We start from the raw sequence: 22,050 nt of genomic DNA, 5'->3' as shown, positions 1-22,050 counted from the left end.
TTTACTTTTTGGGAAGAACAATCTCCAAAAACCCATCATTATATGATGCCTCAGCATTTTGAGCATCAACTTCTACGGGTAAAGGTATTACCCTTTCAAAAGGTCCGAAGTTTATCTCCATTCTGTGGTATATCTCAGGCTCTGATATATAGTTTTCCTGTCTTGTGCCTCTTAGGATTAATTTACCTTCATGAAAGGTAATATCAATGTCTTGAATTTTCACTCCTGCAATCTCTACTAGGACTACTACTTTATCATTGGTTTCATATACGTCTACTCTTGGCACCCATGCTCCCCATTGCATAGAGAATCGAGAACTTTCTCTATAGAAACAGTCAACAATTCTAAATATTTCCCCACCAAAAGGATCATCTCTTTGTGTAAATATTCTTTTTCTCTCCATGGTTTTTATCCTCCAGAGATATAGACATTTTTTTATTTATCTTTATTTCCATTATACCATATATAAAAGTGTGATTTTAATCACTTTATTAGTTATTATTTAAGTGATACAATGTAGTTGAAAGAAATCTTTAAGAGAGGTGAGAGGAACATGAAAAGTAAGTTAATTTTGAGCTCCTTTTTGATTCTAATCTTTCTTTTTACAGTATCTTACGGAGTGACTACAAGTTATAATCTTAAGGATCTACTTTATGATCCAAGGGCTATGGGTGTGGCAGGTGCTATGACAGCTCTTGCTGATTCGCCAACCTCTGCCATATATAATCCAGCTCTAATAGGTGAATATTCAAGGCTAACTCTTAAAGCAGGTCTTGGATTAGCACCTATTTCTAATGTGCAATCTTTTATAGATCTTTACAACACATTAAATAGTAATACAGAACCTCCAAATGGTGATATTAATACCTATCTTTCTTTTGCAGGATATCTACATCTTGGTATAAGTAAAATAGGAATCACACTATTTGGAGATAGTGATGTGAACTTTAATTTCTACAAATATACCTCAGATGATCCTTCTCAAGATCTACAAGCTTATGTAAATGTTGATGTAACTGCCACTCCAAATCTTAATGGTGCCTTAACCATTGCTATACCTGCCATAGATTTATTAGGCTTGAAACTAAATCTCGGTACTAATATAAGATTAAATAATACTATGTATTACCATTACAATGAAAGTGTAAAAATAACTCAGAGTGGAGTATTATTAGCTGAAGGTTCAAATCAGCCCAATGAGAATGATTTTCATAAAAAAGTATATAATTCTATAGATGAAAAATATATTTCTATTGACCTTGGTGCTTATATGAGGTTTTCTCCATTCTTAGCGGCTGGAATTTTTGCAAAGGATGTATATAGTGTGCCTCTTGAAGGTAAAGAAACTAATGGATATGAGGAAGGATATTATGATAGTAATGGCAATTATAACGAATACACACCATATTCTGAAACTACTAATCCTATTGAGGTAGCCCTTCCACCTATGTCTCTTAAGGCGGGTGTATTTGTAAAAGTACCAGTTCTTAGCACAAGAATTGCGGTTGGAGCAGATCTTGATAGCAATCTTTCTCCTACATTATACAGGATTGGTTTTGAACAGCCTATAATGATGGTTGCTATATTAAGAGGAGGAGCTATTTTAGATACTCAATTTAATCCACAACTTTATACAGCAGGTTTCGGTTTGAATTTGCTTCTTCTTCAAGCGGATTTAGGAGTTGCCTTTGATCCTCAGGATCTTACAATGCCACAAGCCCTTAGTTTATCTGGATCTATAAAGTTCTAAGAGATGAATTTTTAAGGAGGGGAGAGAAATTCTCCCCTCCTTTTTTAGCTTTTTACTGCACGAAATCTGAGTTTATAAACTAAATTTAAAAGTTCCAATACTGAGTCATCTGCTAAAGAATAATAAACGAATTGACCTACGCGTCTTTTCTTTAAAAGACCTAAGTTATAGAGATCTTTAAGATTTTGTGATGTATTAGCGAAGGATGCATTTATAATTTTTGCTATTTCTCCTGCACTTTTTTCTCCATCTTTTAACGCACATAAGATATGAATTCTTACATGGCTTGATAAAGATTTAAATACATCTGCCAAGGCTTCACATTCTTCTATAGTAAGATTCTTTTTGTTTTCCATTTCTATTACTCCCTTTCTTAAATTTTATAAGTTCTATATAAGTATAAGAAAAATCTTAATAATGTCAATATTCTTATCAAAAAGCTTTTCTTTTTCACCTCCTTTTACTGTATTTTCTTTTTAAATATTACAAACTTTTTATATAAAATTCCACCAACACCTTCTGCCTCTCTGCACATTTTAGTGTTATTAGTATTTATGGTAGAACCCTCTGCAAAAGTATAACTTCTTTTTCTTGCATGTCTGAGGAGCTCAATAAAAAGAGCTGCGGGAACACCTTTTGATTGGTACTCAGGAATTACAAAAAGTAAGAATACTCTTGCTTTATTTATTTTATTTTTATACATAAGGAATTTTAACCACCCAATCGGAAAAAGCCTACCATTAAGCTTCTTTAATATTTGATTATAATCTGGTATCGCAACAGCAAAACCAACTGGGTTTTCATTAGAAAATGCTAATTGTACGAATTCTGATGGAATAAATTTTACTAAATCTTTTGCCAGAATTAACATCTCTTCTTCAGAAGGAGGTATAAGATAATCATATTCTAAGGGTGTAAGCGATCTTTCTATTATTTTTTGTAAAGTTTTTGCTTCTTCAGGAATTCTTGAATAATCTGCAGGCCTAGTGTAAAAGTTATATTTTTTCTTAGCATATTCAATTACCTTTATATGGTCGTCTAAGGGTAATTTATTTAAATCATATTTATAAGCTACAAATGTATGTTCTCTTTTAAAACCATAGCTTTCAAAGAAGTCTACATAATATGGGGGATTATAAGTTGTGTATATAACTGGTGGATCCTCAAAATTTTCAACTAACATTCCTCTATAATCATCTCCATTTGTAGGAGATACAGGACCAACCATATCTTCCATTTCTCTTTCTTTTAACCATTCTTCTGCTTTATTTAATAGAGAAAAGGCTACTTCTTTATCATTTATACATTCAAAAAGGGTAACATAACCCTCCTTTTTATTTCTCCACTTATTCATTTTTTCATCGATACCTACCGCAATTCTTCCAACTATTTCCCCAGATTTATATGCATTAAAAAAAGTATGAGGCCCACTTTGAAATAACAAGCTTCCAGGGCTTTCTATAATTCTTTTCATCTCATAGATTAAAGGTGGCACCCAAAGAGGATCATTCTTATAAAGTTTAAATGGAAACATTATAAAGTCTTTTTTATCCTTTTTACTTTTTACCTCTTTAATCTCAATGGTCATTTTTGTTCCTCCCATTTTCTAAATTAGTGGTTTTTTTTCAGGGATTCCAGGCCTTCGTGGAAATTTATCAGGAGTTGGAGAGATTTTTCTAATAATTAATAGCTTTCGAGAAATGGTGGAATCTATAGAAATTGAGATTTCCTTTTCCAGGTTTCCACCAAGGATTGATATTACATTCTTAGCCATATACCATTCATTTATATTTTTTTCGGTGGCTTGACCGAGAAATAATCCAGAGATTTTTACAAAAGGTAAAGCATATTCCAAAACAATATTGGGTTTTGCTACTCCTCTTGCTAATGCCAAATCATAAGTTTCTCTGTATTGAGGATTCTTTCCTAATTTTTCTGCTCGGTCCCATATAATTTCAACTTTATCAAGATTTAATATCTTAATAAGTTCTTCCAAAAAAGAAACTTTCTTTTTTTGGGATTCGAGAAGGGTGATATAAAGGGTAGGGATAATAATTTTGATTGGAATGCCGGGAAATCCTGCCCCAGTTCCTATATCAATAATCCTTTCTATTTTTTCATCTTTTATTGGTATAATACATGTAAGGGAATCTACAAAATGTTTTAAGATAATCTCTTCCTCCCCCTCAAGAGAAGTTAAGTTTATCTTTCTATTCCAATCCTTTAACACTTTATAGTACAGAAAAAAATTCTCCTCTTGAGAGGGAGAAAGCTCAATACCTATATTCTTTACCTTTTCTCTAAGGATTTCTTTAAAACTTTCTTCCATTTAAACATATTATAACCCAGCTTTTTCTAATTGGGCTACAGCATAATTAATTTGTTCTTTGGCTACCTTTGGAAGCCCTGGTATTTCTAAACTTAAAAATCCTCTTGTTATAGTTGACATGGCCTCATCTTTATCAAAACCTCTTGTTGTAAGGTATTCTATTTCTTCTTCATTAATTGGACCTATGGCTGCTTCATGAGACAATTCACTTTCTGGATGTTGAGCGTCTAAGATAGGTACAGCTACTATTTGAGAGGACTTACTAAGTAGTATTCCTCTACAATCTAAGAATCCTTTTGTCCCTTTTGCCTTGCCAATAATTTCACTTCTACTATATATCTTGGATGAGTCATTTGCTATGATTCTTGAGACAATTTCTCCCTTGGCATCTTCCTCTTCAAAAACCAATCTTCCTCCGAGATCTATGTAAGAATCTTTTCTCCCATAGATGATACTATAGAGACGAGCAATAGCTCCTTTTCTCACATATACAGTTGGGTAGCTTTGGATTGATTTAACAGGTTTTAAGGTTACGTAATTATTTATAAAGACACCTCCCTCTTCAACTAATACAGCAGTTCTTGGTCTTACATGAAATTCTTCTGACCAGTTATGTATCATTGTAAAGTAAAGTTTTCCACCTTTTTTTACATAAAATTCTGAGATACCTATATGGATTCCTGGTTGATCCTTAAGATGTGTAAGACAACCTGTAGTTACAAATATTTCTGCACCTTCTTCTACAATAATTATATTATGGACATTTTGACTTATATTCCCTTCCTTTATATATAGACAGGATTGAACAGGATGTTCTACTTTTTGACCTTTAAATACTCTGATAAAGTAGCCTCCTGTAGGTTTTATTTCTGCCCAAGCAGTGTACTTATCTGTGTCTGGCGGAATTAATCTACTATAATAATTTTCCAACCAATCATATTTCTCAAGAGCTTCTTGGATAGACATTATTTCAAGTTTTCCTTTATATATTTCTTGTAATTTCTCATAAACCACACTATGGTTAATTTGAAAGTAGGTACCCGCTCTATCATTTTCTGAGGGGGTTATGCCAGAATATAAGATGTTCTCTTTTATTTCATCCGGTAGTTTTTCCAGATCACTTATTGGAGTTTCTTCTATTGTTCTCATATAGGGTTCTAAATCTATATCTGGTCCTAAAATAGCAGGCTTATCTTTAGCTTTAAAAGCTTTTTCTCTAATTTCTTTAAGATAAGTTTTGAGCATAGACCAACCTCCTTACATAATCATATCCTCTTTCTTCAATTTGATGGATTATTTCTAAACCATCTTTATACACAAATTTACCATCTAATAAGACAATTACAGAATCAGGCACTACATAATCTAAGATCTTTAGATTATGGGTTACTATCAGTAAATTACTTTCTTTAGCTATTTTTCTTAGAGCTTCACCAATAAGCTTTAAGGAATCTATATCTACTCCAGAATCAGGCTCATCTAATAAGGCTAGTTTTGGTTTTGCCAGAAGTAGTTGAAGTATTTCACTTTTTTTCCTTTCTCCTCCTGAGAAGCCATAATTGATTTCTCTTTCCAAGAAACTCTCATCTAAATCTAAAGATTTTAGATAGTTATAAATCTCAACTGGTAAGTCTTTTTTGGGATCTATATCTAAGATTTTCTTTAATATATCCTTTAATCTTACTCCTCTTACAGCGGGTGGAAGTTGATATGCAAGAAAAATTCCTTTATTAAATCTTTGATCGGGAGTTAAATCAGTAATATCTTCACCATAAAAGTAAATCTTTCCTGATAACTTATACTTATGAAGGCCCATAATGGCACCGAGAAGGGTTGATTTACCAGTACCATTAGGTCCTAAGAGAACATGTACACCTTCCTCTAAGGAAAAATTTAATCTCTCTAGAATTGTTTCCTCTTTGATTTCTACCCTTAAATTCTCCACTCTTAACATTTCTGTCATAATGAAATATTTGCCTCCTTTCTTATATTTCCTGTAATTAAATCTTGTAAGGTAATATTGTTGAATAAATCTAAAATTTTAATCTCTATGAATTCCCAAATATTTTTTGTCACACAAAGATTTTGTTTATCACATAAGTTGTTTTCATGTATACACTCTATAATTTGAATTGGTCCTACTAAAGCTTCTAATATTTCTTTTAATGTTATTTCTCTGGGATGTCTTGTTAACGAATATCCTCCTGTTATACCTTTGTAACTTTCTACTAAATTTGCTTTTCTTAAATCTAACATCAACTGGGCTAAAAATTCTTTGGAAATTTTTTCGCTATTTGCTATCTCAGATAAAGAAAGTCTTCCAATATTGTAATTTAGGCCAAGAAGAATCATAGCTCTTAACCCATATTCAATTTTTGCTGATACTTTAAACATCATTTCTCCTCTCCATAAATGTTTAGTGATTCACTCAACATATACATTTTAAGTCGGAATTATAATTTTGTCAAATGTAACTTTTTATTTTTTAGGCCTCAAGGTATAATTGTTTTATATAGAATAATTCATGAAAAGGAGGAAGGAAGGATGAAATTTATAACTCAAAGAGAAGATTTATATCAATCTTTACTGTTTGTTAAAAGTGCTGTAGCCACAAAAACTACTGTCCCTATATTAACTTATGTTTATATGAAGGCTGAAAATGATACTTTATATCTTCAAGGAAATAATCTTGAGATAGGTCTTGCTCTAAGTATGCCTGTAATAGTTGAGGAGCCCGGAGAAGTATGTCTTCCAGCTAGTATTTTTATTGAAGTTGTGGGAAAACTTCCCGATGTTACCTTAGAAATTCATGTAAATGAGAGAAATAGAGCAATAATTCATGCGGGTTATTCAGATATAGAGATACAGGGTGAAAGTACTGAAGAATTTCCAAAAGTAGAAATAGGCGATATAGGAGATAAATATAACATATCCTTAGATAGAATAGAGCTTGGAAGAGCTATTAAAGAAACTATTTTTGCTGCAGCTGAAGATGAGATTAAACAGGTTCTTACAGGTGTTCTTTTTGAGGGGAAAGATGGAAAACTTAATGTGGTAGCAGTAGATGGGCATAGATTAGCATTAAAAACATTATACGTAGATAATGATTTTCCACCTACCATAATTCCAGCTAAAAGTTTAAAAGAATGGCATAAGATTCTAACAAAGGCTAAGGATGATAGGGTAAACATGGCAAGCCTTGATAGTCAAGTGGTTTTTAATTGTGGGGAGATATATTTTATTTCCAGACTGCTACAAGGACAATTTCCTGCTTATGATAAAATAATTCCCACTGATTTTACAGCATCCTTTAAGGCAAATAGAAAAGATTTTCTTGATCTTTTAGAAAGAATGGAAGTTTTTGCTGAAATTGATCAGACAAATACTGTGAAAATTACTATTAATTCCAATGAGGTAGTTGTATCTACTTTACCTTCTGAAAGAGGGTTTGCTAAAGAAGTACTTCCTGCAGAGATTGATATAAATGGAAGTTTGGAGATTGGTTTTAATGTGGAATATTTGATGGATCCCTTAGATAATATGAGTGTGGATGAGATAATAATGAAATTTACAACTGATTTAGGACCAGCATTGATAACTTCTCCAGAAGATGAAAATTATATGTATATATTAATGCCAGTAAGATTATGAAAGAGATAAAAATTTACACAGATACTATCACCTTAGGTCAATTTTTGAAGTGGGCTAAGATTGTGGATACAGGTGGACAGGCTAAAAATCTAATCCTTTCTGGTGTAGTAAAGGTAAATGGTGAGATAGAACTTCATAGAGGAAGAAAACTTAAGAAAGGGGACGTAGTAGAAGTAGGGGGAGAAAAATATTTATTAATAGGGGATGATTAGTGTTTTTAGAGGATTTGAGGGTAGTAAACTTTAGAAATCTTAAAAATGTACAATTAAGATTTTTCGATAAAAACATATTTTATGGGGAGAATGCTCAGGGAAAGACTAATCTCCTGGAGAGTATTTATTTTCTTTTTACAGGAAAATCCTTTAGAACACCATATGAAAAGGAATTAATAAATTGGAATGAGGAAAGCTTTTATATAAAGGGTAATGTATTATGGCAAAATCAAAAATTGATTTTAGAAACAGCCTTATCTAAGGCAGATAAAAAAATTAAGATAAACCAAAAATTATTAAAGAAGCAAAAAGATATGATATTTCTATTTCCTGCGGTTGTTTTTTCACAAGAAGAGATTGAAGGTTTCAAAGAAGGCCCATCTGAAAGAAGATATATTTTGGATAGATTTATTTCGACTCTTTCTTACAAATATCATAAATCACTTTCTGAGTATTATAAGGTTTTATATCAGAGAAATCTTACGTTAAAAAGTGGTGGTAATGTAGAGATATGGAACGGTTCCTTAGTAAAAAGTGGAACTTATATACTGGTAGAAAGATTGAAGATAATTAATAAATTAAGACAACTTATTCATAATATTTCTCTTGATTTTTTGGGAAGAGACTTTTTGGAAATAGAATACTACTCAATTGTTAATTTAGAAAATATGAATGAAGAAAGTTTAATGGAAAATTTTGAACTAAAGCTAAAGGAATCATTTGAGGATGAGAATAAAAAAGGTTACACATTGGTGGGACCTCACAGAGATGATCTTAGATTTTACATAAAGAAAGATTCTCTTAGATATGATATGAGAAAATATGCATCTGCTGGTGAAAGAAAACTTGCCTTTATAATCTTTAAATTAGCTACTATAAAACTTCTTTCCGAATTCAGAAGAGAAAAGCCAATTCTTATTATAGATGATCTTTTTGGAGATTTAGATGAAGAAAAACAGAAACTTGTTTGGAACGGTATAAGTATGTTTCAGATTTTTATGAGTTTGCCAATGAGAATAGATTTTTTAAAGGATTATCCACATTTTTTAGTGAAAAACGGAGAAGTATTCTATAATGAGTGATTCTTTATATTCAAAGCTTTGGGAAGTCTTTATAAGACTCAATTTAGAAAAGAAATTATGTGAATATTTAGCCATGGAGAAATGGGAAGAAGTGGTAGGTGAGACCTTATCATCTCATACTAGACCAGCATATGTGAAAAATGGGATTCTCTATGTATATGTAGATAGCAGTGTATGGGTACAAGAACTTATGCTTTTTAAGAACAAATTAATAGAAAAAATAAATAATAAACTTGTTATTCCAAATATTATAAAAGATATCGTCTTCATTGATAAAGGTAGGAATTTTAAAGCAAAGAGAAAAACTACTATTAGTCAAAAACCTATACTTTCTTTGCGTGAAGAAGAAAGAATTGCTAAAATAGTTGAGGAAGTAAAAGATGAGGAGTTAAGAGAAATTCTTAGAAATTATTATAGAAGCTTAGCCATTATGCAAAAAGGAGGTATAAAAGATGACCGTAACAAAAAAGGATAAATACACTGCAGACAGTATTCAAATATTGGAAGGTACAGAGGCAGTAAGGAAAAGACCAGGTATGTATATAGGAGATGTGGGAGTAAGAGGACTCCATCATCTTGTTTTTGAATTAGTAGATAACAGTATTGATGAAGTTATGGCAGGATATTGTGATTATATATATGTAGAATTGCGTAAAGATGGTGGGGTTGTAGTGTTGGATAATGGAAGAGGTATTCCAGTAGACTTACATCCTCAAGCAAAAAAACCTGCTTTAGAGATTGTTTTAACTACACTTCATGCAGGGGGGAAGTTCTCTAATTCTATTTATAAGATAAGTGGTGGACTACATGGGGTTGGACTTTCTGTTGTTAATGCTCTTTCAAGGAGATTAGAAGTAGAGGTAATGAGAGATGGTAAATTATATTATCAGGCTTATGAGAAAGGAAAGCCTGTTACCCCTGTGATAGAAAAAGGTAGCACTGATAAAACAGGAACAAAGATACTTTTTTATCCAGATCCTGAGATTTTTGAGACTACGAAATTTGATTATGAAATTATTGCAAATAGATTGAGAGAGTTAGCCTTTCTAAATCCTGGTGTTACTATCGAATTAAAAGATGAAAACACCAGTAAGAGTAACGTATATAAATATGAGGGCGGTTTAATACAATTTATGGAATATCTCTCAAAGGGTAAAGAAGTATTACATGAACCCTTTTATTTTAAGAGAGAAGAGGAGAATTTAGTTATAGAAGTAGTTCTCCAATACAATACTGGATATGACGAATTAATATTGTCTTACGTGAACAATATACATACTATTGAGGGTGGAACTCATGTAACAGGGTTTCGTTCAGCTCTGACAAAAGTAGTAAACAGTTTTGCTAGAAGTTGGGGACTTTGGAAGGAGGCTGAATCATTATCTGGTGAAGATGTAAGGGAAGGATTAACTGCTATTATAAGTACTAAGGTTCCTAATCCTCAATTTGAAGGGCAAACTAAGACAAAACTTGGTAATTCAGAGGTTAAAAAATTTGTAGAAAAGGTTGTAGAGGAAGAGTTAACAGAGTACTTTAGTAAAAATTCGGATATTGGAAAATTAATAATTGGTAAGATTATTGAGGCTTATAGGGCAAGACAGGCAGCAAGAAAGGCAAGAGAGCTTGTTAGAAGAAAGAGTCTACTGGAGTCTACCTTACTCCCTGGAAAATTAGCAGATTGTTCTGAAAAAGATCCCACGAAGTGTGAACTCTTTATAGTTGAGGGAGAATCAGCAGGAGGTTCTGCAAAACAAGCAAGAGATAGAAGATATCAAGCTATTTTGCCTCTAAGGGGTAAAATACTAAATGTGGAGAAAGCTCAGCATCTTACCAAAATTCTGTCTAGTGAAGAGATAAAGACTATAATTGCATCCTTAGGAACAGGTATAGGTCAAGATTTCGATTTATCTAAACTTAGATATCATAAAATTATTATTATGACTGATGCTGATGTGGATGGGGCTCATATAAGAACTCTTTTACTTACATTCTTTTATAGGCATTTTAGGCCTCTGATTGAGGGAGGATATGTTTATATAGCTCAACCACCATTATACCTTTTAAGAAAAGGTAAAGAAGAAAGATATGCTTATTCCGAAGAGGAAAAGGAGGAGATTTTGAAGAAATGGGACTATCCTGATAATGTATATATACAGAGATACAAAGGTTTGGGGGAAATGGACCCAGATCAATTAAGAGAAACCACTATGGATCCTCAAAAAAGAATTCTTTTGCAGGTTACCATAGAGGATGCATTAGAAGCAGAAAGACTTTTTTCTATCCTAATGGGAAATAATGTAGAGGAGAGAAGAAATTTCATTGAGCAGAAAGCAAAATTTGTGAGAAATTTAGACATATAGGGATTTAAGATGGGAGTGGTTTGTAGAGAAATAATAAGAGAAGATGAAAATTTCTATATTCTTAGGATTAACTGTACATCAGATTTATCTAAAAAGCTTATTGATTTAGGAATAAAGTGGGTTTATAAGGGTGATCAAAATTTATTATGGGATGCTCTTATTACTGATTTAGTAATTTATAATAATTTAAAAGAGAATTTACCTTTTGTTCCTTTTATACATGATGAGAAACTTGGTACAGGGGATTATAGACTGATTCCTTTTTATAAAGATCCAGGAAGATATACTCTTACTGAGGATTATGCAGGAAAATTGACGGGAGCGGTATATATAAATCAAGATATATCTTATGGCCTTTTGTATGGGGTTCCAATTGAGCCTTCTGAATATAATGATTTAAATTTCAAACTATTGTGGTTGGCAAAGGATTGGGGGAAATTTAGGGATATAATAAAGCGAGATGACAATTTTTCAAAAAGCTTGGCTGACTTTGGTTTTTCTTTAGACTATGAAAATTATTCTGTTTTTACAGGATCTGGAATAATGGCAAATAAAGAGACATTAACTTCATATTTCCAAAGGAATCCTAAGGCAGAAATATATTATTTGTTTTCAAAATCCATAGGATGGTATGGAATTGTACCTCGTTATCCTGAAGAAATAAGTCTTTCAAGTATATATTTTGATGATGAGCTATTAAGATATTTGAAAACTCTTTTTATCTTAGGATTAAGAGGAACTTTAAAACAAGTAAAAAATAGGGAAGAAAGGAAAGGAATTTTAAAGAGAGCAAGAAAAATATATAACTGGGCCAAGGAGATCTTAGAGGAGCAAAACGTATCAATAGCTGATTTTCAAATAAGGCTTGCAGAAAAGATAATTAAGGATATATCAGAAGATTATAATTTTAATTTTCAGAGAACATCAGATATACTTAAAATTGCATCGTATGAAGATTTAAAAAATAAAAGCTTCTATTATTTCTTTGATTTATTATTGAAATATCCTATTATATTTTCTAACGCCTACAATTCAGCTCTAAATAAGGCAAGGTTACCTCTGAAAAGAGTAGTAATGAGAGAAAATACTTTACAACTGCCATATTTTTTAGAGATCTTTAATTTCCAGGGTAATAGGAAGGTATTAATAAGATGTAATTTAGAAATAATTAATCAAGACAAGCCTTATATTAGATTATCTTCTCCTCATTGTAAATCTTTTGTTCTGGTGTCTAAGGAAAATCTTGATAGTGCAGAAACTTTTCTCAAAACTTTATATGATTCTGGTAAGTTTCCTTATGGATTTGCTCTTATTGGTAAGGCAGGTCCATTTATGGCAGAAATGAGAAAGCATCCCAGAGTGTTAGCGGTTCCTGAGGAGGGATCAAAATATGCTCCAATGGTAGATTATTTTTTAGGAGAATTGAATTCTTATCTAAAAAGTATTCCTGATAGTCATCTTATTAGGGTAAGGCTTAATCTTTTAGATAATTTAGATAAAATGGATTTAGATATACAAGTTCCTAAATTTATAGAGATATATTTAGGCAAGAAAGTTATTAATTCTAAAGAATTTTCTAAGATTTGGAGAAATAAGGTTGAACAAGTTTCAAAATTTTTGGAGATTATAAAAGGTTTAGAATTAGGAGAGTATTTTCATCTTGCCAGTTTTATATTATATGAGAAGGGGTATTCGGTTGATTTAGGAAGAAGTATTAAATTAGTTAAAAAGTTAGAGTCCAAAGGATATGATGGAATATTTAAAAATTTCACATTTCCTGAAAGTTTCTTATTGATGCTCTACAATCTTTCAAATGAACGAAAAGAAGTTATTAAAAGAATAAAAGAAAAGAAGTTGGAGGCTCCTCGTGAGCTTTTTGAGTTAAGGGATTTTATTGAGTATAAAATCCTATTTCTTTTTGGTGTTCTTATAAGGAGCCTCCTAATTTTTAAAAAATCATTACATTACCTTAACTATAGACCTTATTCAATTATCTTGTATCTAATTTCCCCAGAGTTTATTAAACATCTGATAAGGAATTCAGAATTATATTTAGAAAGAGTGGAATTTAAGACTTAGCTATAAATTGAGGACAGCAGTTTTCAGCTTTTACAGGTATACCAAAGCAAGTGCCACGAGATGGATCATTAGGATTGGGTTGATAGAATTTACAATTTTTGCATTTACGATCCTCTGCCATACTCAACACCCCCATCTTTTTTTATTAATTATTATTTTATCACTAAACCCTTTTAAAAAAGAAGAAATTAATGTATAAATATTACTTAAAAATTCTTATCTAAGGAGACAGAGAATGAAAGAGAAAGTTAGAGAAATATTAGACAAGGTAAAGAGAGGAGAATTATCTGTTGAGGATGCTATGGATAGATTAAAAATTCTACCTTACGAAGATGTACAGTTTGCTAAAATCGATCACTTAAGAGCTCTTATTAGAGGATTTCCTGAAGTTGTATTCGCAGAAAGAAAGACTCCTGAGCAAGTCATGGAAATAATGGAAAGATTAGTAAAAGTGAATAATAGGGTTATCGCTACAAGGGCAAGTAAAGAGATTTTTGATAAGGTAAAGAGCAAGATTGAAGATGCTATTTATTTTGAAAAAGCAAGGATTGTTGCAGTATTGAGGGAAGAAATAGAGAGGAAAGGCAAAGTTATTGTTTCTTGTGCAGGAACTGCTGATCTTCCTGTGGCTGAGGAAGCAGCAGTAACATGTGAGATAATGGGAAGTAATGTTGAGAGAATTTATGATGTAGGGGTAGCTGGAATTCATAGATTATTTGATAGACTAGCTGAATTTCATAAAGCAAATGTTATTGTTGTAGTGGCAGGAATGGAAGGAGCACTCCCTTCTGTGGTAGGAGGATTAGTAGCAAGACCTATAATAGCTGTACCTACCAGTGTAGGATATGGCGCTAATTTTAATGGCCTTTCAGCTTTGCTTACTATGTTAAATAGTTGTGTTCCTGGGATAGCGGTGGTTAATATTGATAACGGATTTGGTGCAGGATATTTAGCAAATATGATAAATTTGATGGTGGAGGAGAAAAAATGAAGATATTATATTTTGATTGTTTTTCAGGAATAAGTGGAGATATGATTTTAGGAGCCCTTTTGGATTTGGGATTAGATGAAGAATTATGGAAAAGTGAGCTTAAAAAGATTCCTATTGAAGATTATGAAATTGAAGTAACAAAGAAGAAAAAAGGAGCACTTTATGGTACAGATGTAAACATAAGGATAAAAGATACTAAAACCCATAGACATCTTCGGGATTTAATTGATATTGTGAAAAAAAGTAGTCTATCCTCGGATATCAAAGAGAAAGCTAAAAAAATTTTCTATAAAATTGCTGAGGCAGAATCAAAAATTCATAATAAATCCATAGAAGAAGTACATTTTCATGAAGTGGGAGCTTTAGATACTATTATAGATGTTTTAGGATCTTTGATTGCTATAGAAATTTTAAATGTGGATGAAATTTATTCTTCTTCTCTTCCCTTAGGCGGAGGTTTTGTTGATACAGAGCATGGAAAAATTCCTGTTCCAGCCCCTGCAACCTTGGAGATCCTTAAAGGTGTTCCTGTTTATACTGATGGGAGAGAAGGGGAATTAGTGACACCAACAGGAGCTGCTATTATAACTACTGTTGCAAAATCTTTTGATAATATGCCTGAGATGAAAATTGAGAAAATAGGATACGGATGCGGAAAAAAGGATTTTCAGTTTCCTAATCTTCTTAGAGTAGTTTTAGGAGAAAAGGACGAAAATATGGTATTGGATGAAAAAAATATAGTTTTGGAGACTAATATTGATGATATGAATCCACAGATTTATGGATATTTAACTGAAAAGTTGTTTAATGAAGGGGCTCTTGATGTTTTCTTAACTCCTGTATATATGAAAAAGGGTAGGCCTGGAGTTCTACTTACAGTCATAGCAAATCCTATATATGAAGGAAAATTATCTGAAATTATTTTTAGAGAGACAACCACTTTAGGAATAAGAAAATATTATGTAGATAAGAGATTTATGATAAGGGAGATTAAAGAGATAGTTACACCTTGGGGTAAAGTTAGGGTTAAATTTTCTAAATATGGAGATATTGAAAAAACATATCCTGAGTATGAGGATTGCCGAAAAATCGCCGAAAAAGAGGGTATACCATTGAGAGTTGTTATTTCAGAGATTGAAAAAATTTTAGAAAGGGAGTTTGGTAATCTATGATCGGTGTTATAGATTTTGGCTCTCAATATACTCAGCTTATAGCCCGTAGATTTAGAGAAATGGGAGTATATTCAGAGATCTTTCCGCCAACAGTGAAATTTTCAGAACTAAAAAACAAAGATGTAGAAGGTATAGTACTTTCAGGAGGACCTAACAGTGTATACGATTTTAACTTAAATTTTGATATGGATATTTTTTCTGAAAAGATTCCTGTATTGGGCATATGTTTTGGCTTTCAATTAATGGCTCAAATTCTTGGTGGGAAGGTAGAAAAAGGCGAAAAAGGTGAATTTGGTTTAACTAAAATAAGAATTGTTAAAAACTCATTATTATTTAAAGGGTTAGCTGAAGAGGAAAAGGTATGGATGAGTCATTATGATGTGGTGAAAGAATTACCACCTTCTTTTGAGGTTTTGGCTTATTCTGAAAATAATTATATTGCTGCAGCTCAGTCCCAAACAAATCCTCTATTTGCGGTGCAGTTTCATCCAGAAGTTACCCATACAGAAAATGGGAAAAAGGTATTGGAGAATTTTGCTTTTGAAATTTGCAAGGCTAAGAAAAATTGGGATTTAGGAAGGTTTGTTGAAGAAAAGATCAAGGAGATAAAAGAGAGAGTGGGAGAAGATAGAGTTTTGCTCGCTGTCAGTGGAGGAGTAGATTCTTCAACTTTGGCGGTATTATTACAGAAAGCTATAGGAGATAAGTTAACTGCTATTTTTGTGGATCATGGTTTATTGAGGAAAGGTGAAAAAGAAGAGGTAAGTAATGCGTTGAGATCCTTAGGAGTGAATTTAATAGTCGTTAATGCGGAAGATAGATTTTTAAATAGATTAAAAGGAGTAACAGATCCTGAAGAGAAGAGAAAAATTATTGGACATGAGTTTATAGAAGTCTTTCTTGAGGAAGCAAAGAAAAGAGGTCCTTTTAAATATCTGGCTCAGGGAACTCTATATCCTGATGTTATAGAAAGTGCTGCTTCATCTACAGGTATGGCTGCTAAGATAAAGACACATCATAATGTGGGGGGCCTTCCTGAAAATTTAAAATTTGAATTAATAGAACCCTTTAGATATCTTTTTAAAGATGAGGTACGAAAAATTGCTGAGATTTTAAATATCCCTGATTTTATTATTAAGCGACAACCATTTCCAGGCCCAGGGCTTGCTGTAAGAATCTTAGGAGAGGTAACAAAGGATAAATTAGAGATTCTTAGAATGGCTGAAAATATATTACAGGAAGAGTTACAAAAGTGGAGTGAATATGAAAAAATTTGGCAATCATTTGCTGTACTTCTACCTATTAGAACAGTGGGAGTTAAAGGAGATTTTAGATCTTATGAGTATGTTATAGCTTTAAGGATTGTAGAGAGTGAAGATGGGATGACAGCTAATTTTGTAGAAGTACCTTATGATATACTTGGTAAGATATCAAGAAGAATTACTAATGAGGTGAAAGGTATTAATAGGGTGGTTTATGATTTAACGGATAAACCGCCAGCAACTATAGAATGGGAGTAAGGAGGTTTATCTATGGGGGATCTTAAGGGATGGTTAGAAGAGAAACAACTTAAAAGAACAGCAAATCTTTTAAAAGAAAGGGGTTTTGAAGTTTTTTTAGTAAATGATAGACATGAAGCAAGAGATTTAGTTCTTAAAATGATACCTGAAAATGCTAAAGTAGGAGTAGGTGGGAGTGTTACTATTAGAGAAATAGGGGTTATTGAAGAGTTAGAGAGAAGAGGTAACAAGGTTATTCATCATTGGAAGGAAGGATTATCTCCTGAGGAGGATTTAGAAATAAGAAGACAAGAGTTGTTATCTGATATTTTCCTTTCCAGTGTTAATGCTTTGACTTTTTCAGGGGAGATTGTAAATATGGAAGCAATTGGAAATAGGATAGCAGCACAAATTTTTGGTCCTAAAAAAGTAATTGTAGTAGTAGGTAAGAATAAGTTAGTTATTAATCTGGAAACCGCTATATGGAGAATTAAGAACGTAGTAACACCCCTTAATGCAAAAAGATTAAAACTTGAACTTCCTTGTGCAGAAGAGGGTTATTGCATTGATTGTAATCACCCTAAAAAAATATGTAGAATTACTACTATTATCGAAGCTCCTCCAGCTAAAACACCTTTTTCAATTGTATTAGTAAATGAAGAATTAGGATTTTAAGGAAAAATATGTATAAAAATTGGAATAAGAAATAGGGCAGGTAATAAATTAGCAACTTTAATTTGCTTAATATTTAACAGATTTAATGCAATACCTAATATTAATACTCCACCTACTGCTGTCATTTCTTGTACTATTATGTCTGTGAAAAATGTACTGATGAATTTTGCGAATAAAGTGATACTCCCTTGGACTACTAATACAGATATGGCTGAAAATATAACACCTAGACCTAAGGCTGAAGCTAAAGCTATGGAAGCAGTTCCATCTAGTAGGGACTTAGTATAGAGAATTTGAGGAGATTGTCCTAATCCATCTTGTAATGATCCCATTATGGTCATGGGTCCTATACAATAGAGAAGTGTTGCAGTCAGAAATCCCTTTGCAAATGTATTTTTCTCTTTTGTAAACCTTCTTTCTATCATATTTGAAAATTTTTCTAAACCCTCATGAATTCCTATTAATTCACCTATTATACCTCCTATTACTATACTAAAAACCAATGCTAAAAATTTTTCTCCTTTTATAGCCATCTCCATACCTAAAGGTAAACATATTAATCCTAATACATCCATAAGTAACTTCTGTAAACTTGAAGGAATTCTCTCTTTAAAAATTGTTCCTATGGTTCCCCCAATTATTACAGCAATAGCATTGAAGATTGTTCCCATCTTTTCCTCCTTATTTTGCTATTTTTTCTGATAACTCTTTTACTTTCCTTATAATATCCTGGATTTCTGGATGAGCTATATAGTAATATACAGACTTACCTTCTCTCTTTGTCTTCAATATTTTGATCCTTTTTAATAAAGTAAGATGTTGAGAAAGATTAGGTTGTCTTAAATCTAAAATCTTAAGTAGTTCAGAGACAGTATTAGGTTCTTTAGAAAGCAGAAGTAATAATTTGATTCTTATAGGATGAGCTAATATTTTTAGAAGGTCGCTCATATTTTGTAATGTTTCATAAGAATAAATTTCTTTGTTTTCCATATTTTATACCCTCCTTTCTTGAAAAATGTTAATGATATTTTAACATAAAAAACTTAAAACTTTTAAATTTTTGGTATAATTTTAAAATAGATTTTAATATTTATGGAGGGAGATTTAATGCTTTATCCTATAGAAACGGAGACAAGAGAAGTAAAGGACCTTTCAGGGATTTGGGATTTTAAGCGTGATGGGGAAGATAGTTTTATTCTCATGCCTGTTCCTGCAAGTTACAATGATGTAACTCAAGATATAACTCTTAGAGATTATGTTGGGAAGGTTTGGTATAGAAAGAGGACTTTTATACCGATTAGTTGGAGAGAAAATAGGGTCTTCCTAAGAATAGGATCTGCAACCCATTTTTCAGAAGTGTATGTAAATAATGTAAAAGTTATGGAGCACAAAGGTGGATTTTTGCCTTTTGAGGGTGAAATTTCATCTCTACTAAAATATGGAGGAGAAAATGAGATACTAATATCTGTTGATAATACTTTAAGCTGGGATATTCTTCCACCTGGAGAGTTGAAAATAATAAATGATGAGATGCATCCAAAAGAATGTAAAGTATTGGAATACTATTTTGATTTCTTTAATTATTCGGGGATTCATAGGCCTGTTTTGTTATATACAACCCCGATGACTTATATAAAAGATATAAAGTTAGAAACAGATATTAAAGGAAAGGACGGATTGGTAAAATACAAAGTAAGTTTAGAGGGAGAAATAGATAATATCATAATAAATTTAAGGGATGTAAATGGAAATTTAGTAGCTTCATCTAATTCTTTTAATGGTATGTTAGAGGTTAGAAATGCTAATTTATGGGAACCAGGAAATCCTTATTTATATACACTTGAAGTGAAAATTTTTTTAGATAAGAAACTTATAGATTGCTATAGATTAGATATAGGAATAAGAACTATAAGGATTGATGGCAAAAGATTTCTAATTAATAATAAACCTTTTTATTTTAAGGGTTTTGGTAAACATGAGGATTCTGATATAAGAGGAAAAGGGTTAGACCACGTAATAAATATAAAAGATTTCAATTTATTGAAATGGATAGGTGCTAATTCTTTTAGAACATCACATTATCCCTACAGCGACGAAGTGCTTTTTTTAGCTGATAAGTATGGTATAGCGGTTATAGAGGAAGCACCTGCAGTTGGTATGAATTTATGGAATCCAGAGAATAAGGTTTTTAGGAAAGGGCGAATTGATGAAAGGACTTTAGAACACCATCTGCAAGTCATAAAAGAAATGATAGATAGGGATAAAAATCATCCTTCTGTTGTTATGTGGAGTGTGGCAAACGAAGCTGCAACTTTTGAGGAAGAATCTGAGGAATATTTTAGAAAGGTTATAGAGGAGATAAAAAAGCTTGATCCAACAAGACCGGTAACAATTGTGGAAAGTACTTCTTATAAAGATACAAAAGTAAGTAAATATGTGGATATTATTTGTGTTAATCGCTATTATTCCTGGTATACTGATTCTGGAAATTTAGATATTATAGAATATCAATTAGAAAAAGAATTGAAAAATTGGTATGATAAATTTGGAAAACCTATTATACTTTCAGAATTTGGTGCTGATACTATTACTGGATTTCATAGTGATCCTCCTTTAATGTTTACTGAAGAATACCAATGGGAGATGTTAAGGCGCTTTATGGAAACCTTAGATAGATTAGACTTTGTAATAGGTGAGCATATTTGGAATTTTGCTGATTTTATGACAAAACAAGAAGTAAGAAGGGTTCTTGGTAATAGGAAAGGAATATTTACTAGGCAAAGACAACCTAAAATGGCAGCTCATTTCGTGAAAGAAAGATGGAAAAAGATTCCAGATTTTTGGGAAAAATAGAGATTATTGACAATAAATTCTATATTGTCTATAGTATGCTAAGTGTGAAAATTTAAATTTATGGGGAAGAAAGATAAAGATGTTTGAGAATTTAACAGGTAGATTGCAGGATATTTTTAGAAGACTGAGAGGAAAAGGAAGGCTCTCAGAGAAAGATATTGAAGAGGCTCTAAGAGAGATAAGACAAGCTCTCTTAGAGGCAGATGCTCATTACAAAGTAGTTAAAGAGCTTCTTAATAATGTAAAGGCTAAAGCATTACAGGAAGAAGTTTTTAGAAGTGTTACACCTGCTGAGCAAATTATCAAAATTCTTTATTATGAATTAATAAACATTCTTGGAGGAGATAGGGCTAATATTAATCTTGGGGGTAGAAAACCAGGGATTATTTTCTTAGTAGGACTTCAAGGATCTGGTAAGACTACTACAGCTGCAAAGCTTGCATATAGGCTTTTGCAGGAACAAAGAAGAGTGGTACTTGTAGGCGCAGATACTTTTAGACCAGCAGCTGGAAAACAGCTACAGGTTTTAGGGGAAAAAATAAAGGTACCGGTTTATATAGATGGTAAAACCCCACAAGAAGTAATTGAAGGAGCGATAAAATTTTCACAAGAAAGATTGGCAGACGTGATGATTGTAGATACTACTGGTAGGCTACATATTGATGAGGAGATGATGAAGGAATTAGGGGATTTAAATAAAAACTTTGAACCCTCAGAGATTCTCTTAGTAGTAGATGGGATGACAGGGCAGGATGCTGTGAATATAGCAGAAAAATTTAATGAACTTTTACCAATTACAGGTGTAATTCTTACTAAATTAGATGGTGATGCAAGAGGTGGTGCAGCTTTATCTATAAAAGCTGTAACAGGTAAACCTATAAAGTTTATTGGAGTAGGAGAAAAGGTTGAAGATTTAGAATATTTCTATCCTGATAGATTTGCGTCAAGAATCCTTGGAATGGGCGACCTCACATCCTTAGTTGAGCGTATAGAAAAAAATATTGAAATGGAAAAAATGGCAAAATTAGAAGAAAAGCTTAAAAAGTCAAAATTTGATCTTGAAGATTTCTATATACAACTTAAAGAACTCAAAAAAGTAGGATCATTTGATCAGATTTTAGATATGTTACCTTATGTACCAAAAGATAAAATTAAACCAGAAGTAGGAGAAAAGGAAATTAAAAAATTTCTTGCTATAATAGAATCGATGACTCCAGAAGAGAGAAGAAATCCTTCCATAATAAATGGAAGTAGAAGATTAAGAATTGCCAAAGGTAGTGGTACTACAGTACAAGATGTAAATAGATTATTAAAACAGTATTTTCAAACTTTAGATTTGATAAAACAATTAAATAAAGGTAAAAAATCTTTCTTTCCATTTTTAAGATAAAATAAAT

23 protein-coding genes are annotated in these 22,050 nt (G+C 32.0%); 13 read left to right on the top strand and 10 right to left on the bottom strand.

Annotated elements, in window-relative coordinates; translation table 11 throughout:
- Position 1: 1 nt before the first annotated feature.
- A complete protein-coding gene (locus tag ACY3JM_RS08240) occupies positions 2-403 on the bottom strand; it encodes an Hsp20/alpha crystallin family protein (RefSeq protein WP_463083483.1) in 402 nt (133 codons plus the stop codon).
- Positions 404-553: 150 nt separating this feature from the next.
- Between ACY3JM_RS08240 and ACY3JM_RS08235 the strand changes: the two genes are divergently transcribed.
- Positions 554-1,750, top strand: coding sequence for a hypothetical protein (locus ACY3JM_RS08235; protein ID WP_463083484.1), 1,197 nt, complete (start codon positions 554-556; stop codon positions 1,748-1,750).
- Between the two features lie 44 nt (positions 1,751-1,794).
- On the opposite strand, the gene ACY3JM_RS08230 is transcribed toward ACY3JM_RS08235, so the two are convergent.
- The 6 genes from ACY3JM_RS08230 to ACY3JM_RS08205 all read right to left on the bottom strand — a co-directional run bounded on the left by ACY3JM_RS08230 (position 1,795) and on the right by ACY3JM_RS08205 (position 6,476).
- Positions 1,795-2,106 carry an ArsR/SmtB family transcription factor gene (locus ACY3JM_RS08230; RefSeq protein WP_463083485.1) on the bottom strand — a complete coding sequence of 104 codons (312 nt, stop codon included), beginning with the start codon at positions 2,104-2,106 and terminating at the stop codon, positions 1,795-1,797.
- A gap of 104 nt (positions 2,107-2,210) precedes the next feature.
- Positions 2,211-3,338, bottom strand: a complete 1,128-nt coding sequence (locus tag ACY3JM_RS08225) for a GNAT family N-acetyltransferase (protein WP_463111257.1) — start codon at positions 3,336-3,338, stop codon at positions 2,211-2,213.
- An 18-nt stretch (positions 3,339-3,356) separates the two neighbouring features.
- Entirely contained in the window at positions 3,357-4,079 is a 723-nt protein-coding gene (rsmG, locus tag ACY3JM_RS08220; protein ID WP_463083487.1) for a 16S rRNA (guanine(527)-N(7))-methyltransferase RsmG, read from the bottom strand.
- 9 nt (positions 4,080-4,088) lie between these two features.
- Positions 4,089-5,324, bottom strand: a complete 1,236-nt coding sequence (locus ACY3JM_RS08215) for a SufB/SufD family protein (RefSeq protein ID WP_463111256.1) — start codon at positions 5,322-5,324, stop codon at positions 4,089-4,091.
- A complete protein-coding gene (gene sufC, locus ACY3JM_RS08210) occupies positions 5,305-6,042 on the bottom strand; it encodes a Fe-S cluster assembly ATPase SufC (protein ID WP_463083489.1) in 738 nt (245 codons plus the stop codon). Before sufC ends, ACY3JM_RS08215 begins: the two co-directional genes overlap by 20 nt.
- The gene (locus ACY3JM_RS08205) at positions 6,039-6,476 is read right to left on the bottom strand and encodes an RrF2 family transcriptional regulator (protein WP_463083490.1); all 438 of its coding nucleotides are present in this window, start codon (positions 6,474-6,476) and stop codon (positions 6,039-6,041) included. The genes sufC and ACY3JM_RS08205 overlap by 4 nt, the downstream gene beginning before the upstream one ends.
- A gap of 147 nt (positions 6,477-6,623) precedes the next feature.
- On the opposite strand from ACY3JM_RS08205, the gene dnaN reads away from it, so the two are divergent.
- The 6 genes from dnaN to ACY3JM_RS08175 are packed head-to-tail and all read left to right on the top strand — an operon-like array spanning position 6,624 to position 13,463.
- Positions 6,624-7,730, top strand: a complete 1,107-nt coding sequence (dnaN, locus tag ACY3JM_RS08200) for a DNA polymerase III subunit beta (protein ID WP_463083491.1) — start codon at positions 6,624-6,626, stop codon at positions 7,728-7,730.
- Positions 7,727-7,942: a S4 domain-containing protein YaaA gene (gene yaaA, locus ACY3JM_RS08195; protein WP_463083492.1), complete on the top strand. Its 216-nt coding sequence runs from the start codon at positions 7,727-7,729 to the stop codon at positions 7,940-7,942. Before dnaN ends, yaaA begins: the two co-directional genes overlap by 4 nt.
- Positions 7,942-9,024: a DNA replication/repair protein RecF gene (gene recF / locus ACY3JM_RS08190; protein ID WP_463083493.1), complete on the top strand. Its 1,083-nt coding sequence runs from the start codon at positions 7,942-7,944 to the stop codon at positions 9,022-9,024. The genes yaaA and recF overlap by 1 nt, the downstream gene beginning before the upstream one ends.
- Complete coding sequence (locus ACY3JM_RS08185) at positions 9,017-9,499, top strand: DciA family protein (RefSeq protein WP_463111255.1); 483 nt, start codon at positions 9,017-9,019, stop codon at positions 9,497-9,499. The genes recF and ACY3JM_RS08185 overlap by 8 nt, the downstream gene beginning before the upstream one ends.
- Positions 9,477-11,384, top strand: coding sequence for a DNA topoisomerase (ATP-hydrolyzing) subunit B (gyrB, locus tag ACY3JM_RS08180; RefSeq protein WP_463083495.1), 1,908 nt, complete (start codon positions 9,477-9,479; stop codon positions 11,382-11,384). Before ACY3JM_RS08185 ends, gyrB begins: the two co-directional genes overlap by 23 nt.
- Before the next feature lie 9 nt (positions 11,385-11,393).
- On the top strand, positions 11,394-13,463 hold the full coding sequence (locus tag ACY3JM_RS08175; protein WP_463111254.1) for a hypothetical protein: 2,070 nt from the start codon (positions 11,394-11,396) through the stop codon (positions 13,461-13,463).
- Here ACY3JM_RS08175 and ACY3JM_RS08170 read toward each other — a convergent pair.
- Positions 13,453-13,584, bottom strand: a complete 132-nt coding sequence (locus ACY3JM_RS08170) for a hypothetical protein (RefSeq protein ID WP_463083497.1) — start codon at positions 13,582-13,584, stop codon at positions 13,453-13,455. The genes ACY3JM_RS08175 and ACY3JM_RS08170 overlap by 11 nt on opposite strands.
- A gap of 114 nt (positions 13,585-13,698) precedes the next feature.
- On the opposite strand from ACY3JM_RS08170, the gene larB reads away from it, so the two are divergent.
- Genes larB through ACY3JM_RS08150 form a run of 4 tightly spaced genes read left to right on the top strand, consistent with a single transcriptional unit; the run spans position 13,699 to position 17,800 of the window.
- Entirely contained in the window at positions 13,699-14,454 is a 756-nt protein-coding gene (larB, locus tag ACY3JM_RS08165; protein WP_463083498.1) for a nickel pincer cofactor biosynthesis protein LarB, read from the top strand.
- Complete coding sequence (larC, locus tag ACY3JM_RS08160; RefSeq protein ID WP_463083499.1) at positions 14,451-15,626, top strand: nickel pincer cofactor biosynthesis protein LarC; 1,176 nt, start codon at positions 14,451-14,453, stop codon at positions 15,624-15,626. The genes larB and larC overlap by 4 nt, the downstream gene beginning before the upstream one ends.
- The gene (gene guaA / locus ACY3JM_RS08155; RefSeq protein WP_463083500.1) at positions 15,623-17,146 is read left to right on the top strand and encodes a glutamine-hydrolyzing GMP synthase; all 1,524 of its coding nucleotides are present in this window, start codon (positions 15,623-15,625) and stop codon (positions 17,144-17,146) included. Before larC ends, guaA begins: the two co-directional genes overlap by 4 nt.
- Before the next feature lie 12 nt (positions 17,147-17,158).
- Positions 17,159-17,800, top strand: a complete 642-nt coding sequence (locus tag ACY3JM_RS08150; RefSeq protein ID WP_463083501.1) for a lactate utilization protein — start codon at positions 17,159-17,161, stop codon at positions 17,798-17,800.
- On the opposite strand, the gene ACY3JM_RS08145 is transcribed toward ACY3JM_RS08150, so the two are convergent.
- Both ACY3JM_RS08145 and ACY3JM_RS08140 read right to left on the bottom strand, forming a co-directional pair.
- Positions 17,797-18,471: a DUF554 domain-containing protein gene (locus tag ACY3JM_RS08145; RefSeq protein WP_463083502.1), complete on the bottom strand. Its 675-nt coding sequence runs from the start codon at positions 18,469-18,471 to the stop codon at positions 17,797-17,799. The two genes, ACY3JM_RS08150 and ACY3JM_RS08145, sit on opposite strands and share 4 nt — an antisense overlap.
- Before the next feature lie 10 nt (positions 18,472-18,481).
- The gene (locus ACY3JM_RS08140; protein WP_463083503.1) at positions 18,482-18,790 is read right to left on the bottom strand and encodes an ArsR/SmtB family transcription factor; all 309 of its coding nucleotides are present in this window, start codon (positions 18,788-18,790) and stop codon (positions 18,482-18,484) included.
- 117 nt (positions 18,791-18,907) lie between these two features.
- Here ACY3JM_RS08140 and uidA point away from each other — a divergent pair, with 117 nt between their 5' ends.
- On the top strand, positions 18,908-20,653 hold the full coding sequence (gene uidA / locus ACY3JM_RS08135; RefSeq protein ID WP_463083622.1) for a beta-glucuronidase: 1,746 nt from the start codon (positions 18,908-18,910) through the stop codon (positions 20,651-20,653).
- 79 nt (positions 20,654-20,732) lie between these two features.
- On the top strand, positions 20,733-22,043 hold the full coding sequence (gene ffh, locus ACY3JM_RS08130) for a signal recognition particle protein (protein ID WP_463083504.1): 1,311 nt from the start codon (positions 20,733-20,735) through the stop codon (positions 22,041-22,043).
- Positions 22,044-22,050: the final 7 nt, after the last annotated feature.

The sequence above is a fragment of the Dictyoglomus sp. SSW genome, assembly GCF_055181335.1.
Note: the sequence above shows the minus strand (reverse complement) of the source record. Positions and strands in the feature narration are given on the sequence as shown.

What these genes read in the sequence shown, in the direction of transcription:
- ACY3JM_RS08240 (WP_463083483.1), bottom strand. Translation starts at nt 403, where the DNA reads ATGGAGAGAAAAAGAATATTTACACAAAGAGATGATCCTTTTGGTGGG.
- ACY3JM_RS08235 (WP_463083484.1), top strand. Translation starts at nt 554, where the DNA reads ATGAAAAGTAAGTTAATTTTGAGCTCCTTTTTGATTCTAATCTTTCTT.
- ACY3JM_RS08230 (WP_463083485.1), bottom strand. Translation starts at nt 2,106, where the DNA reads ATGGAAAACAAAAAGAATCTTACTATAGAAGAATGTGAAGCCTTGGCA.
- ACY3JM_RS08225 (WP_463111257.1), bottom strand. Translation starts at nt 3,338, where the DNA reads ATGACCATTGAGATTAAAGAGGTAAAAAGTAAAAAGGATAAAAAAGAC.
- rsmG (WP_463083487.1), bottom strand. Translation starts at nt 4,079, where the DNA reads ATGGAAGAAAGTTTTAAAGAAATCCTTAGAGAAAAGGTAAAGAATATA.
- ACY3JM_RS08215 (WP_463111256.1), bottom strand. Translation starts at nt 5,324, where the DNA reads ATGCTCAAAACTTATCTTAAAGAAATTAGAGAAAAAGCTTTTAAAGCT.
- sufC (WP_463083489.1), bottom strand. Translation starts at nt 6,042, where the DNA reads ATGACAGAAATGTTAAGAGTGGAGAATTTAAGGGTAGAAATCAAAGAG.
- ACY3JM_RS08205 (WP_463083490.1), bottom strand. Translation starts at nt 6,476, where the DNA reads ATGATGTTTAAAGTATCAGCAAAAATTGAATATGGGTTAAGAGCTATG.
- dnaN (WP_463083491.1), top strand. Translation starts at nt 6,624, where the DNA reads ATGAAATTTATAACTCAAAGAGAAGATTTATATCAATCTTTACTGTTT.
- yaaA (WP_463083492.1), top strand. Translation starts at nt 7,727, where the DNA reads ATGAAAGAGATAAAAATTTACACAGATACTATCACCTTAGGTCAATTT.
- ACY3JM_RS08185 (WP_463111255.1), top strand. Translation starts at nt 9,017, where the DNA reads ATGAGTGATTCTTTATATTCAAAGCTTTGGGAAGTCTTTATAAGACTC.
- gyrB (WP_463083495.1), top strand. Translation starts at nt 9,477, where the DNA reads ATGACCGTAACAAAAAAGGATAAATACACTGCAGACAGTATTCAAATA.
- ACY3JM_RS08175 (WP_463111254.1), top strand. Translation starts at nt 11,394, where the DNA reads ATGGGAGTGGTTTGTAGAGAAATAATAAGAGAAGATGAAAATTTCTAT.
- ACY3JM_RS08170 (WP_463083497.1), bottom strand. Translation starts at nt 13,584, where the DNA reads ATGGCAGAGGATCGTAAATGCAAAAATTGTAAATTCTATCAACCCAAT.
- larB (WP_463083498.1), top strand. Translation starts at nt 13,699, where the DNA reads ATGAAAGAGAAAGTTAGAGAAATATTAGACAAGGTAAAGAGAGGAGAA.
- larC (WP_463083499.1), top strand. Translation starts at nt 14,451, where the DNA reads ATGAAGATATTATATTTTGATTGTTTTTCAGGAATAAGTGGAGATATG.
- guaA (WP_463083500.1), top strand. Translation starts at nt 15,623, where the DNA reads ATGATCGGTGTTATAGATTTTGGCTCTCAATATACTCAGCTTATAGCC.
- ACY3JM_RS08150 (WP_463083501.1), top strand. Translation starts at nt 17,159, where the DNA reads ATGGGGGATCTTAAGGGATGGTTAGAAGAGAAACAACTTAAAAGAACA.
- ACY3JM_RS08145 (WP_463083502.1), bottom strand. Translation starts at nt 18,471, where the DNA reads ATGGGAACAATCTTCAATGCTATTGCTGTAATAATTGGGGGAACCATA.
- ACY3JM_RS08140 (WP_463083503.1), bottom strand. Translation starts at nt 18,790, where the DNA reads ATGGAAAACAAAGAAATTTATTCTTATGAAACATTACAAAATATGAGC.
- uidA (WP_463083622.1), top strand. Translation starts at nt 18,908, where the DNA reads ATGCTTTATCCTATAGAAACGGAGACAAGAGAAGTAAAGGACCTTTCA.
- ffh (WP_463083504.1), top strand. Translation starts at nt 20,733, where the DNA reads ATGTTTGAGAATTTAACAGGTAGATTGCAGGATATTTTTAGAAGACTG.